The 14,307-nt window shown below is 71.0% G+C and carries 14 protein-coding genes; 8 read left to right on the forward strand and 6 right to left on the reverse strand.

Features of this window, described 5'->3' with window-relative positions:
* Positions 1 to 176: 176 nt before the first annotated feature.
* On the forward strand, positions 177 to 1,691 hold the full coding sequence (locus OG746_RS23830) for a hypothetical protein (RefSeq protein ID WP_266717685.1): 1,515 nt from the start codon (positions 177 to 179) through the stop codon (positions 1,689 to 1,691).
* A 51-nt stretch (positions 1,692 to 1,742) separates the two neighbouring features.
* On the opposite strand, the gene OG746_RS23835 is transcribed toward OG746_RS23830, so the two are convergent.
* The 3 genes from OG746_RS23835 to OG746_RS23845 form a co-directional block, all read right to left on the reverse strand.
* The gene (locus tag OG746_RS23835; RefSeq protein ID WP_266717687.1) at positions 1,743 to 2,558 is read right to left on the reverse strand and encodes an SAM-dependent methyltransferase; all 816 of its coding nucleotides are present in this window, start codon (positions 2,556 to 2,558) and stop codon (positions 1,743 to 1,745) included.
* 82 nt (positions 2,559 to 2,640) lie between these two features.
* On the reverse strand, positions 2,641 to 2,892 hold the full coding sequence (locus OG746_RS23840; RefSeq protein WP_266717689.1) for a DUF397 domain-containing protein: 252 nt from the start codon (positions 2,890 to 2,892) through the stop codon (positions 2,641 to 2,643).
* Positions 2,889 to 3,758 carry a Sco1979 family transcriptional regulator gene (locus tag OG746_RS23845; protein WP_266717690.1) on the reverse strand — a complete coding sequence of 290 codons (870 nt, stop codon included), beginning with the start codon at positions 3,756 to 3,758 and terminating at the stop codon, positions 2,889 to 2,891. Before OG746_RS23845 ends, OG746_RS23840 begins: the two co-directional genes overlap by 4 nt.
* A 317-nt stretch (positions 3,759 to 4,075) precedes the next feature.
* Between OG746_RS23845 and OG746_RS23850 the strand changes: the two genes are divergently transcribed.
* Positions 4,076 to 4,534, forward strand: a complete 459-nt coding sequence (locus tag OG746_RS23850; protein WP_266717691.1) for an ATP-binding protein — start codon at positions 4,076 to 4,078, stop codon at positions 4,532 to 4,534.
* A 94-nt stretch (positions 4,535 to 4,628) separates the two neighbouring features.
* Entirely contained in the window at positions 4,629 to 5,006 is a 378-nt protein-coding gene (locus tag OG746_RS23855; protein ID WP_266717692.1) for a recombinase family protein, read from the forward strand.
* Here OG746_RS23855 and OG746_RS23860 read toward each other — a convergent pair.
* Both OG746_RS23860 and OG746_RS23865 read right to left on the reverse strand, forming a co-directional pair.
* Complete coding sequence (locus OG746_RS23860) at positions 4,981 to 6,150, reverse strand: acyl-CoA dehydrogenase family protein (RefSeq protein WP_266717693.1); 1,170 nt, start codon at positions 6,148 to 6,150, stop codon at positions 4,981 to 4,983. The genes OG746_RS23855 and OG746_RS23860 overlap by 26 nt on opposite strands.
* Positions 6,151 to 6,226: 76 nt before the next feature.
* Positions 6,227 to 7,441, reverse strand: a complete 1,215-nt coding sequence (locus OG746_RS23865; RefSeq protein WP_266717694.1) for a CaiB/BaiF CoA transferase family protein — start codon at positions 7,439 to 7,441, stop codon at positions 6,227 to 6,229.
* 166 nt (positions 7,442 to 7,607) lie between these two features.
* Here OG746_RS23865 and OG746_RS23870 point away from each other — a divergent pair, with 166 nt between their 5' ends.
* From OG746_RS23870 to OG746_RS23890, 5 genes are all read left to right on the forward strand, one after another.
* Entirely contained in the window at positions 7,608 to 8,564 is a 957-nt protein-coding gene (locus OG746_RS23870) for a LysR family transcriptional regulator (protein WP_266717695.1), read from the forward strand.
* Between the two features lie 47 nt (positions 8,565 to 8,611).
* Positions 8,612 to 9,424 (forward strand): alpha/beta fold hydrolase, encoded by an 813-nt coding sequence (locus OG746_RS23875; RefSeq protein ID WP_266717696.1) that lies wholly within the window; start codon positions 8,612 to 8,614, stop codon positions 9,422 to 9,424.
* Positions 9,425 to 9,586: 162 nt separating this feature from the next.
* Positions 9,587 to 10,936, forward strand: a complete 1,350-nt coding sequence (locus OG746_RS23880; protein ID WP_266717698.1) for an MFS transporter — start codon at positions 9,587 to 9,589, stop codon at positions 10,934 to 10,936.
* Positions 10,937 to 10,968: 32 nt separating this feature from the next.
* On the forward strand, positions 10,969 to 11,853 hold the full coding sequence (locus OG746_RS23885; RefSeq protein ID WP_266717700.1) for an HTD2 family dehydratase: 885 nt from the start codon (positions 10,969 to 10,971) through the stop codon (positions 11,851 to 11,853).
* Positions 11,850 to 12,677 carry an HpcH/HpaI aldolase/citrate lyase family protein gene (locus OG746_RS23890; protein WP_266717702.1) on the forward strand — a complete coding sequence of 276 codons (828 nt, stop codon included), beginning with the start codon at positions 11,850 to 11,852 and terminating at the stop codon, positions 12,675 to 12,677. The genes OG746_RS23885 and OG746_RS23890 overlap by 4 nt, the downstream gene beginning before the upstream one ends.
* Position 12,678: 1 nt before the next feature.
* Here OG746_RS23890 and OG746_RS23895 read toward each other — a convergent pair whose 3' ends face one another.
* Positions 12,679 to 14,214: a DUF6056 family protein gene (locus tag OG746_RS23895; RefSeq protein ID WP_266717704.1), complete on the reverse strand. Its 1,536-nt coding sequence runs from the start codon at positions 14,212 to 14,214 to the stop codon at positions 12,679 to 12,681.
* Positions 14,215 to 14,307: the final 93 nt, after the last annotated feature.

The raw sequence follows: 14,307 nt of genomic DNA on the forward strand, positions 1-14,307 counted from the left end.
CGGACGGTGGGGCGCTTGCGCGCTGTTTGGCCGTTCGCAGGGGGGACTGTCCGGGGCGCCAAAAGTCATCGGTCGCACCGACCGGCTCGCAGTGGCCCGGAAGGTCTCTCGTAGGGTGCATTGGAGGCCCCGACGGTCAACGGGGCCGGTGAAGGACCGAGCACGGGGGAGTGGCATTGCGGATACGCGGACAGGGCCGGCGCTTCGGGGAGCGGGCCGCGGCACTGGTGACCGGGGCGCTGCTGGCCATGACCGGGGCGGCGGCGCCGGTCCTCGCCGCGGAGGGCCCGGACGGACAGGTCCGGCTCACGCTGGACGTGCCCGAGGCGTCCGGTCTCTACGACGCCGATGAGGGTGGCGAAGCGCGGTTCGAGGCCCCCAAAATGCTCGTGCAACCGCACGGCGGCGTGGCCCGCAATGTCGAGATCACCGTGGACGCCCGGGAGTTGAAGGACGTCGGCACGATGACTCCCGGGCATCGCTGCACGGGAGGCGACGATGTGTTCCGCTGCCGCTTCGACCCCCGCTCCCTGCGTTACGCGACGCACTTCAGCCCGTTCTACCTGCGTGGCGAGGACGGCGCCGCTCCTGGGGACGGCGGGACCGTGCACATCACCGCGCGCGCCGACAACGCTGCGACGGTGCGCGCGGACATGCGGATGGAGATCCGGCCACCGGATCTGACCTCGGCCGGGGCGGAGCGGGTGCCCGGCCTGGTCGAGCCGGGAGAGCCGGTCGTGCTGCGGCCGGGCCTCGCCAACGAGAGCCGCTGGCCGGTCGAGCGGTTCGCGCTGCGCATGAGCGCCTACGGCCGCCATCTGACAGTGGACCAGAAGTACCGCAACTGCTGGTATCCCGAGGACGGGGACGACGCCTCGGACGCGGGGCTGGCCGGGACCGAACTCGTCTGGTGCGAGTTCGACACACCACTGCCGCCGCACAGCGCCTGGCGGATCGCCCGGCCCATGACCGGCCACCTGGACGCGGACATGCCCGCGGAGAGCGCCCGCTATCAACTGCTCTACGAAGAACGGGACAAGGCGGTCTATCCGCACCGGGGGAGCGGCCCGGAGCTGACGCTCGAACGCGTTCCCACCAGTGACATCAAGACCGGTGACAACAAGAACGCCTGGGGCTCACTGATCGTGCGCGGCACCGCGCAGGTCGACTACGCGCCGGTCGTCGAGGGACCCGTCCGCGGAAGGGTCGGAGAGACCGTGACGGTGCGCATCGGCGCGCGCAACGTCAACGGGGGCAAGCTGCCCGGCGTCAACCCGGACCGCTTCGAGATCGTCCCGCCCGAGGGCACCACGATCACCGGCACGCCGTACACGGTGGACGGCGACCCCATGACGAACGCGTGCAAGCGCCCGGCCAAGGGCTCCCGCGCGTGGCGCTGCGGCCTGGGCAGTGACGCGTTCGAGCAGATCGACGGCCGCAAGGGCGCGCGCACCACCGTGACCGTCCGCCTCCGCATCGACGACGACGTGCCCGGTGCGCGCGGCACGGTCCGCGTCATCGGCAAGTACGACCGCACCCATGGCAACGACAGCGCCGCGCTGCCGACCGACATCGACGCCCGCGAGCGAACCTCCCCGCTCGTCATCGGCGGGGCGGCCGCGGGTGGTGCCGTGGTCGTGGTGGGAGGTCTGGTGCTGGCACGCCGGTACCGGAGGAACCGGCGCGCCTGAGAGCCGCGCGTACGATCCACGCCGGGCCGGTCCGCACCGGCCCGTCCCCGCTCAGTGCTTGATGCCCACGCCCGCCAGCAGGCTGATCTCGGCGTCCGCGATCTCCGTGCCGTCCTCGGGGTTGTCGCGGCGCCAGCGGTGGCAGCAGATGATGCCCGGGTCGATCAGGTCGAGACCGTCGAAGAAGCGGCGCACGTCGCTGTGCGAACGGAACTGCACCGGGGTCCCGGAGTTGGTGTACGCCTCCGCCACCCCGTTCCACGTCTCGGGGTCGAAGTCGGGCGTGCAGTGGTTCATGGCGAGGGCGCTGCCCGCCGGGAGCGGTTCGAGCAGCCGGCGCACGATGGCGTACGGGTCGTGCGGGTCGGTGACGAAGTGCATCAGCGCGTTCAGGGACAGCGCGATGGGCTTGTCGAAGTCCAGGACCTCGGCGTCCTGCACGGCGTCCATCAGCGAGTCGGGGTCGGTGACGCTGGCCTCGATGTAGGCCGTGCGCCCCTGGGTCGTGCTGCGCATGAGGCGCTCGGCGTACTTGAGGACGAGCGGGTCGTTGTCGGCGTACACGACGCGGGCCTCGGGCACCAGGGACTGGGCGACCTGGTGCAGGTTGGGCTCGGTGGGGATGCCGGTGCCGATGTCGAGCCACTGGCGGATGCCGTGCTCCTGCGCCAGGACGCGGGTGGCCCGGTGCATGAACGCGCGGTTCTCGCGGGCGGTGACAGGCAGGCCGGGGTGGGCCTTGGCGGCGACCATGGCCGCCTCCTTGTCGACCTCGAAGTGGTCCTTGCCACCGAGGAAGTAGTCGTACATCCGGGCCGAGTGGGCCTTGCTCGTGTCGAGGTCCCGGCCGGACTGCCTGGTGGTCATGTGCTCCCCTTCGTAGGTGTGACTGTCGGTCCTGAGGCCGGGAACCGTATCGGTGTCGGCGTCCCTCCCGCAGGCCGCCGGTTCATCCGGAGGCCAAGTGATCGGCCATGCCCTGCTTGACGCCGCGGACGAACGCGGCGATCTCCTCCGGCGTGTAGATCAGCGCCGGTCCTGCCGGGTCGGTCGACTGCCGTACGGCCACACGGCCGTCGGCGAGCAGTTTCGTCTCGACGCACTGACCACCGTTGGGCCCGCTCCAGGGACGCTCCCAGCCCTGCTCCCCGAGGTTGCGGGCCGGCATCCCGTTGTAGACGCCCTCTTCGACGACCGTCATGTTGAGTACTCCTTGCGCATACGGTTCAAGAGCGCCCTGCTGTCATCCGACGACGTCAGCAGTGACAAACGCGAATGCGCCTCAAGGTGGGCGACCACGTCCGCGCGCTGGTCCAAATAGACGGATGCGGACAGGAGTTCGCTGTACACGATGTCGGGCAGCTCGGGTTCTTCGAACCGGAAGTACGTGAACGGCGCGCACGCCCCGACATGTGCTCCCGCGGAGAAGGGCACGATGTCCAGGCTGATGTGCGCGAGCTCGGACACGTCCAGGAGGCGCTCGATCTGCTCCCGCATCACGTCGGGGCTGCCCACCTCCTTGTGCAGGACGGCCTCCTCCATGACCACCCACAACGTGGGCGCGTCCTCCTTCTCCAGCAGCCCCTGGCGGCGCAGCCGCAGCGCGACGCGGCGCTCTAGGTCCTCCTCGGTGCCGTTCGGCAAACCGCCGCGCAGTACGGCGCGCGCGTAGTTAGGGGTCTGCAAGAGGCCTGTGACGTACTGGGGTTCGTAGGTGCGCAGGGTCTTGGCGTCGGTCTCCAGGCTGACGTAGGCGGTGAACCAGCTGGGGACGGCGTCCCGGTAGGAGTGCCACCAGCCCGGCTCGTTGGCCTGCTCGGCCAGGTCGACGAACTCGTCTATCTCCTGGCGGTCCGCGCCGAAGGTCTCCAGGAGCTTCTCCACATAGAGAGGCTTCAGCGCTACTTCGGCCTTTTCCAGCCGGCGGATCGTCAGGGTCTTCACGCGCAGTGCCCTTGCCGCGTCCTCCAGCGAAGCACCGGCAGCCAAGCGCATGTCCTGCAGCCGACGGCCGAGGATCATGCGCAGCACTGTCGGCGCGCTGGTGCCAGCACGGGCCTCACTCACGCCCTACCTCCCTGAAGCTTCATCAACAAGACCATTCTTGCAGTGACTTGATGATGACGCCAGAGTGATACCCCGCTTGCTGAAATTATCAGGGAGTCGGTTGCAGCGTGAGCACGATCACGCGCATAGTTGCACTGTGAGCGGTCACGGCACGGCTCTGACGCAGCATCCGGCCCGGAGGGGGCGCGCGGTGCTGCCGTCGTCGTCGGCATGCCAACGCCGGGCGTCTGCCTGGGCCCGCGCCTCTCACAGCTCGAGCTGTAGCCCGCACCCCCACACCGCGCCCGCCCCGCGGAAGGCACTGGAAGGCGACATTCGTGACTCTCCCCACGCCCCTGACCCCGGCGTCGTCCCCCGCTTTAGTCGCCACCGCGCCCGGCCGGGAGTACTGGTTCGGTCTGCCCGCGCTGCGCACGAGCGCGAGAGCCGCCCGCGACACCGTGCGCGAGCGGCTCCGATCCTGGGGGGTGCCCGGCGACACCTGCTGCGACGCGGTGCTGCTGATCTCGGAGCTGACCACGAACGCGCTGCTGCACACGGACAGCGATCACGTCCTGTGCGGCCTCAGGCTGACCGGCGACGAGCGGAGTCTGCGCATCGAACTTCACGACGACTGCCCCCATCCGGTGCAGCCACCCGAGCACCGCGCAGGCCCCGGCGAGGAGGGCGGGCGCGGTCTGTTCCTCGTCCAGCAGCTCGCAAACCGTTGGGGCTCCGCACGCTCGACGCGGGCCGAAGGCAAGGTCGTCTGGGCCGAGTTGACGGCCTTCTCCTGAGTCCATGGAGACCGGTAGGGGCCGAGCGGCCCCGCCCTTTCACCCTCGCGCGGCGAGGAATCCATTCTCCTCGAGCCATCCACAGGAGGCGCCCATGACCCCGCACTGCGAAACAGCTTCACCCGCCGTGCTGTACGTATGTGCCGACCGGTCCCCGGAGGCGTCCGGGACGGCCACGGAGTGCGCGCAGACGGAAGGCCGCGCGTTCGCCCAGGAGCGCGGACTGACGATCGCCGAGGTCGTCACCGACACCTACGGCGAGCCCGACCCGGCCCGGCGCACGGGCTGGCGGCGGGTGCGGCAGCTGGTCCAGACCGGCGATGTCACCTCGGTCCTCGTCCGCTGGCCCTGCGCCATCGCCCCGGAGTCCGCGCACGAACTCCGGCACAGAGAGACCAGCTGGCTCCGGGACCATGGTGTGCGCGTCCGCTACACCTGGGCGCCGCTCACGCGTCCAGGCCCCCTCGCTTGACGAGCTGAGCCGCGATCACGTTCCGCTGGATCTCGTTCGTCCCCTCGCCGACGATCATCAGCGGCGCGTCGCGGAAGTAGCGTTCGACGTCGTATTCGGTGGAGTAGCCGTAACCGCCGTGAATGCGGACGGCGTTGAGTGCGATCTCCATCGCCGCTTCGGACGCGTACAGCTTCGCCATCCCCGCCTCCATGTCGACCCGCCGGCCCGCGTCGTACTCCCGGGCCGCGTGCAGGGTCAGCTGGCGGGCCGCGGTGAGCTTGGTGGCCATGTCGGCGAGGTAGTGGCCGATCGCCTGGTGCTGCCAGATCGGCTTGCCGAACGACTCCCGCTCCTGCGCGTAGGCGAGCGAGTCCTCCAGGGCGGCACGGCCGACGCCGAGGGCGCGCGAGGCGACCTGCAGACGGCCGGTCTCCAGGCCCTTCATCATCTGGCCGAACCCCTTGCCCTCCGCCCCGCCGAGGACGCTGCCGGCGGCGGCGACGTACCCGTCGAAGGACAGCTCGCAGCTCTCGACCCCCTTGTAGCCCAGCTTGGGCAGGTCGCGGGAGACGGTGAGGCCGGGACCGTGCTCGACGAGGAGGATCGAGATGCCCCGGTGGGTGGGCGTCGCGTCCGGGTCGGTCTTGCACAGCAGTGCGATGAGGCCGGAGCGGCGGGAGTTGGTGATCCACGTCTTGGATCCGCTCACGACATACGTGCCGTCGTCCTGGCGGCGGGCCGTGGTGCGCATCGCCTGGAGGTCGCTGCCGCCGCCCGGTTCGGTCAGCGCCATCGTCGCGCGCATCTCGCCGGTCGCCATGCGGGGCAGATACGCCGCCTTCTGCTCGTCGGTCCCGTAGAGGGTGAGCAGCTTGGCGACGACGGTGTGCCCGCCCATGGCGCCCGCGAGGCTCATCCAGCCGCGCGCGAGCTCCTCGGTGATCAGGACATAGGCGGGCATCGAGACGGGGGTGCCGCCGAACTCCTCCGGGACGGCGAGCCCGTAGATGCCCATCTCCTTCATCTGTTCGATGAGGGCTTCGGGGTAGGTGTTGGCGTGCTCCAACTCCTGTGCGACCGGCTTGACCTGCTTGTCGACGAAGTCGTGCACGGTCTCGACGACGAACCGCTCGTCGCTGTCCAGGGCGTCCAGGGTGCTCACGGGCCTTCTCCTCTGCTTGCTGTCTTGTCGCTGTGTCGCTGTGTCGCTGTGTTGCCGTGTCCGGGGGAGGGGAGTGTCAGATCGCGCCCGCTGCGCGCAGGTCCGCGATCTGCTCGGCGGTGCGTCCCCGCTCGGCCAGAAGTCGTTCGGTGTGCTCGCCGAGGGCGGGGACCGGGTCCATCCGGGGGTCGATTCCGGCCAGATCCGCCGGGGGCCGCAGCGCCTGGACGGGGCCGCCGGGCGTGCCGACCTCGTGCCAGCGCCCGCGTCCTGCGAGCACCGGGTGGTCGAGGAACTCGGCGACGTCGTTGACGCCCGCGTTCGCGATGCCCGCCGTGTCGAGCGCCTCGGCGGCGTCGGCGCCTTCGCACTCCTGGAAGCGCTCGGCGATGAGGACGTTCAGCTCGTCACGGTGGGCGACGCGGTCGGAGCCGGTGGCGAAGCGCGGGTCCGCGGTCAACTCGGGCCGCTTGAGGAACTGTTCGCACAGCGCGCGCCACTCGCGTTCGTTCTGTACGGAGATCAGGATCTGCTTGCCGTCGCGTGCGGTGTAGGCGCCGTACGGGGCGATGGTGGCGTGCTGGGTGCCGATGCGCGGCGGCTGGGTTCCGCCGTAGCGGGTGTAGTTGGCGGGCTGGCCCATCCACTCCGCGAGCGCCTCGAACAGTGACACCTCCACCGCGCGGGCGACACCCGTGGTCGCGCGGGTGAACAGGGCGGTGAGGATGCCGGTGTAGGCGTACATCCCGGCGGCGATGTCGGCGATCGACACGCCCGCCCGCGCGGCCTCGCGCGCCGTGCCGGTGAGCGAGACCAGACCGGTCTGGCACTGCACCAGCATGTCGTACGCCTTGCGGTCGGCCCAGGGCCCGCTGGTGCCGTAGCCGGAGACGGTGCACGGGATCAGGCGCGGGTACTTCGCGGCCAGCGTGGCCGCGTCGAGGCCGAGGCGGGCGGCGGCGCCCGGGCCGAGGTTCTGCACGAACACATCGGCGTCCGCGAGGAGTTCGTCGAGGAGCTCGCGCCCGGCCGGCGACTTCACGTCCAGCGTCAGCGACTCCTTGCCGCGGTTCAGCCAGACGAAATAGCTCGACTCGCCGTGCACCGTGGAGTCGTAGCGGCGGGCGAAGTCGCCGCCGTCGGGCCGCTCCACCTTGATGACGCGGGCGCCGAGGTCGGCGAGTTGGCGCGTGGCGAAGGGGGCGGCCACGGCCTGTTCGAGGCTGACGACGGTGATCCCGGACAGCGGGTGCTGCGGCGGTGCGGCGGCACGGTCGATCGTCCCGGTCATGCGGTGACCTCCAGGAGCGGGGGTGGTCATGTGGGGTGCACGGGGTGGCCGGCAGGCGGCCGCTCCGTGACGACTAACATCATGGGTCTTCATGGCAATGCTCGGGAAATAGCAAATCGTGATGCCACCATGCGCGGCGCGGATGGCAGGCGAGGGGCGGGACGCGATGGACATCAAACAGCTCAAGGCGCTGGTGACAGTGGCCGAGGTCGGCAGCGTCACGCGGGCCGCGACGGTCCTGCACCTTGTGCAGCCCGCCGTCACCCGCCAGATCCGCACCCTGGAGGAGGAGTTGGGCGTGCCGCTCTTCGAGCGGACCCGGCAGGGCATGCGGCCGACCGAGGCCGGAGCGGCCGTCGTGGAGCGGGCCCGGCGGGCGCTGCACGAGCTGGAGCGCGCCCGCGCGGAGGTGCGGCCCACGCCCGGCGAGGTGTCCGGCATCGTGACCGTCGGCCTGCTGGAGAGCACCCTCGGGCTGCTCGCGGAGCCACTGGTGACGGCCATGCGTGAGGCCCATCCGGGCGTGCAGCTGCGGGTGATGACCGCGTACTCGGGCCATCTGCAACAGTGGCTCGACGACGGTGACCTCGATCTGTCGCTGCTCTACAACCTCGACAGGGCGCCCTCCCTGAACGTACGGCCCCTGGTGCGCGAGCGGCTGTGGGTGGCGGCCCCGCCGGAGGCGGGGCTCCGCGCCGAGCGACCCGTTCCGTTCGCCGATGCGGCGGCGCGCCCGCTGGTGATGCCGACGTCCGGACACGCGCTGCGCGCGCTCATCGAATCGGCGGCGGCCCGCGCGGGCGCCCGCATCGAGGTCGCGGCGCAGACCAACTCGATGCCCGTACAGAAACAACTCGCCCGGGCCGGACACGGCTGGACGATCCTGCCCGGCGTGGGCATCGCCGAGGACGTCGCCGCCGGCGAGCTCAGCGCCGCGCCCCTGTGCGAGCCCGCCGCGTGGCGCTCCATCGTGCTGGGCACACCTCGCACCGGCCGCACACCACCCGCCGTGAACGTCGTCGCGCAGGAACTGGTGCGCCAGGTCAACGCCGCCGTGGAGAGCGGCAGATGGCCCTCGGCGCGGCTCCCCGAGACGGAGGACGGGGCGGCGCGGGAGCAGTGACACCCGACGACCACGACACCTTCCACGACCAGCGCCCCAGGAGAACCATGCCTGACCCCCACCACCTCGAAGCCACCACGCCCGCGGCCGACGGCACCACGATCGCCTACCAGACCCGCGGCACCGGCCACCCCCTCGTCCTCCTCGCCGGACAGGCCAACCACCACCACTGGTGGGACGCCGTACGCGACGACTTCCACCCGACCCACCGCACCATCACGCTCGACTACCGGGGAACGGGCGCCAGTGACAAGCCCGAGGCTCAAGAGGGCTACTCCACCCGCCAGTTCGCGGACGACGTGATCGCCGTGCTCGACGCCCTCGGCATCGAGCGCACCGACCTGTACGGCACCTCCATGGGCGGGCGGGTCGCGCAATGGGTCGCCGCACGCCACCCCGACAGGATCCGGCGGCTCGTCCTCGGCTGCACCTCACCCGGCGGGCCGCACGCGGTGGAGCGCGCCGCCGAGGTGCGCCGCGCGCTGGCCAGGACCGAACCGGGCGCCGCCGAGGAGGCGCTGACCGACCTCATGTACACACCCGCCTGGCGCGCCGCCCACCCCGGCCCGTACGGCACACTCGGCGACCCCGACATGCCGCCGCACGCCCGCCGCGGCCACCTGCGCGCCAGCAACCGGCACGACGCGTGGGACGCGCTGCCGCACATCACCGCGCCCACGCTCATCCTCCACGGCGACCAGGACCGGCTCACCCCGCCGGACAATCTGCCGCTGCTCGCCGCCCGCATCCCCGATGCTGCGACGCGGCTGTTCCCCGGCGCGCGCCACGCCTACTTCGAGGAGTGCCGGACGGAGGCCGGGGAGGCGGTTCTCGACTTCCTCGACGGGTCGTCGAGGTAAGCCGGTCCGCGGGGATGCTGCGCCTGCGGACTCCCATGCTCCCGGCGCATGGGAGCATCACCATTTTCTATTGTTCCGCATCCCGCATCAGCGCTCATGATGAGTGGCGTTTTGAGCCGCCCGACCACCTCGTATCGAGCACTGAGTACGGAGACGCCACCGATGAGTAAGACACCGGCCCCCAGCCCACCCTCCCGCGTCACCGCGAACGTCGTGCGCGGCTGTCTGGGCAACCTCATCGAGTGGTACGACTGGTTCGCCTACGCCACCTTCAGCGTCTACTTCGCGCCGGTGTTCTTCCCGGAAGGCAGCCAGACCGCCCAACTCCTGTCCACAGCCGTGGTGTTCGCGGTCGGCTTCCTGATGCGGCCGCTCGGCGGCTGGCTGCTCGGCGCCTACGCGGACCGGTTCGGCCGACGGCGCGCGCTGACCCTCTCCGTGCTGCTGATGAGCGCCGGATCACTCGTCATCGCCCTGTCCCCGGGACATGACGTCATCGGCCTGTGGGCGCCGGCCCTGCTCGTCGTGGCGCGCCTGGCCCAAGGCCTGTCCGTCGGCGGCGAGTTCGGCTCCAGCGCCTCCTACCTCTCCGAGGTGGCACCGCCCGGGCGGCGCGGCTTCTACTCCAGCTTCCAGTACGTGTCCATCGTGCTCGGCCAGCTCTCCGCGCTGCTCGTGGCGATCGTCCTCCAGAACGCGCTCACCGAGGCCCAACTGGCGAGCTGGGGCTGGCGCATCCCGTTCGTCGTCGGCGCGTTGGCCGGTCTCACCGTCATGTACCTGCGGCGCACCATGGAGGAGTCCGAGCACTTCCAGAAGGAGCAGGCACGCGCCACCGACGGCGAACGCAAGGGGCTCGTCGCCCTGTTCAAGGAGTACCCGCGCCAGCTGCTCGCCGTGTTCGGCCTCGCCATCGGCGGCACCGTCGCCTTCTACACGTACACCACCTATCTGCAGAAGTACCTCGTGAACACCGCGGGTATCCCCAAGTCGACCGTGACGGTCATCGGCTTCGCGGCCCTCTTCGTGTACATGCTGATCCAGCCGCTGGTCGGCGCGCTGTCCGACAGGGTGGGCCGCCGCCCCGTCATGTTCGGCTTCTCGATCGGCTGCATGGTGCTCACGGTCCCGGTGATGACCTTCCTGGGACACACCAGCAACCCGTGGGTCGCCTTCCTCCTGATGACGCTCGCCCTCGCGTTCGTCACCGGATACTCGGCCCTCGCCGCCATCGTCAAGGCCGAGATGTTCCCCACCAAGGTGCGCGCCCTGGGTGTCGGCCTCCCGCACGCCCTCGTCACCGCCACCTTCGGCGGACTGACCGAGCCGATCGCCCTGGCCCTCAAGCAGAACGGGCACGAGACCGTGTTCTTCTGGTACGTGACCGGGTGCGTCGCCCTCACGCTGCTGGCCACGCTCCTCGTGCGCGAGCCCTCCCGCGACTCCCACCTGGAGACCGAACCGGGCGCGACGACCGCCCCCGCCGAGCCCTCCGCCACGACCCCCGCGTGACACCCGCCCCTCAACGGAAGGCAAGCCCCACCATGGAACCCGCCGCCTCCACACCCACCCTCGGCTCCTACGTGGAGTCCTGGGCGCCCTCCGCGACGACCGACGAGGACGCCCTGCCCCCGGGCCCGGCCGCCGCCCTCTCGGCCGTCCTCGATCTGCCCGAACCGGCCGCGAAGGCGGGCGACGCTCTGCCCCCGCTGTGGCAGTGGCTGTACTTCCTGGAGTGGCCCGCGCAGAGCGAACTCGGCCCCGACGGACACCTCAGCGACGCCCGTTTCCTGCCGCCGATCCCCGACCGGCAGCGCATGTTCGCGGGTGGCCGTGTGAGCGTCGAGGAGCCGCTGCGCCTCGGTGAACCGGCCGAACGCGTCTGCAGCCTCGCCTCCGTCACCCCCAAGAGCGGCCGCAGCGGCGAGCTGCTCTTCGTCACCGAACGCCGCGAGTTCCGCCAGGCGGGCCGCACCTGCCTCGTCGAGGAACAGGACATCGTCTACCGCTCCGGCCGCAGCGCGGCGGCCGGCCACCCCACCACGGTCGACAGCACGACCGTCCCGCAGTCCGAGGCCCCCTGGCAGCTGCGGGCCCAGCCCGACGAGCGCGAGCTGTTCCGGGTGAGCGCGCTGACCGCGAACGCCCACCGGATCCACTACGACGCCCCGTACTGCCGTGACGTCGAGGGATACCCCGGCCTCGTCGTGCACGGCCCGCTGCTCGCGCTGCTGATGCTGGATCTGGTGCGCCGCAACTCGCCGGAACGACAGGTGGCTTCGCTCTCCTACCGCCTGCACCGCCCCGTCTTCGCCGGGGAACACCTGCTGGCCACCGGGACACCGACGGAGGACGGCCGGGACGCCCAACTGGGCGTCGCCACGCACCGGGAGGCGCGGCACGCGTCCGCGGAGGTGACCTTCGTATGACGGACGCCCCCGGTACCCGTGAGGCGATCGCGGCCGCGCGCAGCTTCCTCTTTGTCCCCGGCGACCGCCCCGACCGCTACGCCAAGGCGCACGCCTCCGGCGCCGACCTCGTCATCATCGACCTGGAGGACGCGGTCGCCCCGGCCGACAAGGACGAGGCCCGTACGCATGTCGCCGCCTGGCTGGCCGCGGGGCACCGGCCGGTCGTGCGCGTCAACGCCCCCGGCACGCCCTGGTCCGAGGTCGACCTGGCCATGGTGGCGGAACACGGCTGCCCGGTGATGGTGCCCAAGTCCGAGGATCCGGCGGCTCTTTCGGGGATCGCGACGCGGACGGCCGGCCGCTGCCCGCTCATCGCCCTCATCGAGACCGCGCGCGGAGTGCTGCGCGCCCACGAGGTGGCCGAGGCGCCGGGCGTGGTGCGCCTCGCCTTCGGCAATGTGGACCTCGCCGCCGACCTCGGCGTCGCGCACGACGACCACCTCGCTCTGGCGCACGCCCGCTCCCAGGTGGTGCTCGCGGCCGCGGCCGCCGGCCTGTGCCCGCCGGTCGACGGTGTCACCACGGCCGTACGGGACGCGGACACCCTCGCCGCCGATGTCACGCACGGCCGCCGCCTCGGATTCGCGGGCAAGTTGTGCATCCATCCGGCTCAACTCCCGGCGATGGAGGCGGGATTCATGCCCACCGAAGCCGAACTGGCCTGGGCGCAATCCGTACTTGCCGCGGGTGACACCGTCACCACCGTCGACGGCCAGATGGTCGACAAGCCCGTCCTGGATCGGGCCCGCCGCCTCCTCGCCCAGGCCGGGCGGACGGGCTGAGTCACGGCAGTTTGTGAGCCTGCTCGATGTGTTGGACGCCGTAATAGGTGGCAATGCAGGAAGCGGGCCACTTCGCCTTCCCACCATGACGGAACGGCTCGGTCATCCTGCTCTGGGGGAGCCGTTTGTACGGCAGTACCTGGGCGCCGGCCGCGGCCTGACCGCGCATCCAGCGATCCTGCCGGTCCCAGTCGCGGGCATGCGTCTGCATGGTGGTCGCGAGGCCCGCGAGGGACACCGTCAGGGCGACGCAGACGACGGCGTACAACAGGCCCCCGGCGGCGAGGACGGGTGTTGTCCGAGGTACCCGGTCCCGCGCGGCCTGTCCGGCGAGCGCGCCGACGAACACCAGCAGCAGGAGGTAGAGCAGCAGGTAGTCGTTCCACAGGCGGGTCGACGACACCACGTGGTGCTTGAACACGGGGTATGTGATGACCGTGCACACGTAGCCGGAGACGAGCAGCGCGCCGACACCCGCGACCAGGACCGGCACATACTTCCTTGCAGCCGGGACGCGGCCCACGACGCCCGGGGTGACCACGCCCACGATGACACCCACCACGACGGCTCCCAGGTACCACCAGGTCGTGAGCACCGTGGCGGTGATCTCGGCGAATCCGTGCAGGGCGCCCAGCAGCGAGTCGGGGGTGAACATCGTCGACGCGTGCTTGCGCTCGCGGCGGCGCGAAGCGCCGGGGGAGGTGTAGAGGATCAGCGTGCCGATCATGATGCTCGCGATGCCGGCCGTGCAGCACAGGCGGAGGAACCGCCGTCGCGCTTCGGGGAAGACGCTTCCGCTGATCAGCAGCGCGCACGCCAGGACGGTCGCGGCGACGACGCTCGTCTCCTCCGAGACGAGCCCCAGGGACACCCCCGCGAGGACGACGGCGCCGAGCGCGAGGAACCTGCCGCGCCGCGACGTCGCCCGCAGCACCGGGACGGCCGCCGCGCAGGCGAACACCGGGGGCAAGGTGTGGGAGACAGAGGCGGCCGGCCAGTAGAACGTCTTGTAGGTGTTGGGCGATCCGAAGAGGAACAGGGCCGTCACCATGGACGCCACCAGAAGCGGAACACCCCGGGGGACCCGTGCTCGCACAGCGTGCAGGAAGGCGCCGACGAAGGCCCACAGGAGCGCGAGGACGAGCACGCCACTGACCGGCGCGAACCACTGCTGACCCGTCTCACCGAAACGCGCATACGCCCACACCAGCACGGCGTTGACGATCCGTCCGTTGTCGTGGAGGTAGAACTTCCCGACCATCGCGGCCAGTCCGCCGTCGTGGACCACCGGCAGGAAGCACCAGTCGTCCCCGCCGGGACGCACCAGGCGTGCGTTCCATGCGGCGAAGACGAACACGGCGAGCGGCAGCAGGGAGAGCAGCCCCAGCGGTGCGGCCGTCCGCGACCATGCCCTCGGCGTCCACGTCCTCGGCGACCACGTCCTCCGCGACCACGTCCTCCGCGACCACGACGTCCGCGACTGCGGAGGGACATCGGTGCGTTGGTCCTCAACAGCCTTCTCCGGTGCACGCACCACAGGCTGCCTCCTTACTCTTTGAGTGTCGCCGGTCGGCCTGATCGAAAGATAACGCGGCAGGGGTTTGTCCCGGCGCGTTCGGCCGTGCCTTCT

Source organism: Streptomyces sp. NBC_01016, assembly GCF_026341035.1.
In the GTDB taxonomy this organism is placed as follows: domain Bacteria; phylum Actinomycetota; class Actinomycetes; order Streptomycetales; family Streptomycetaceae; genus Streptomyces.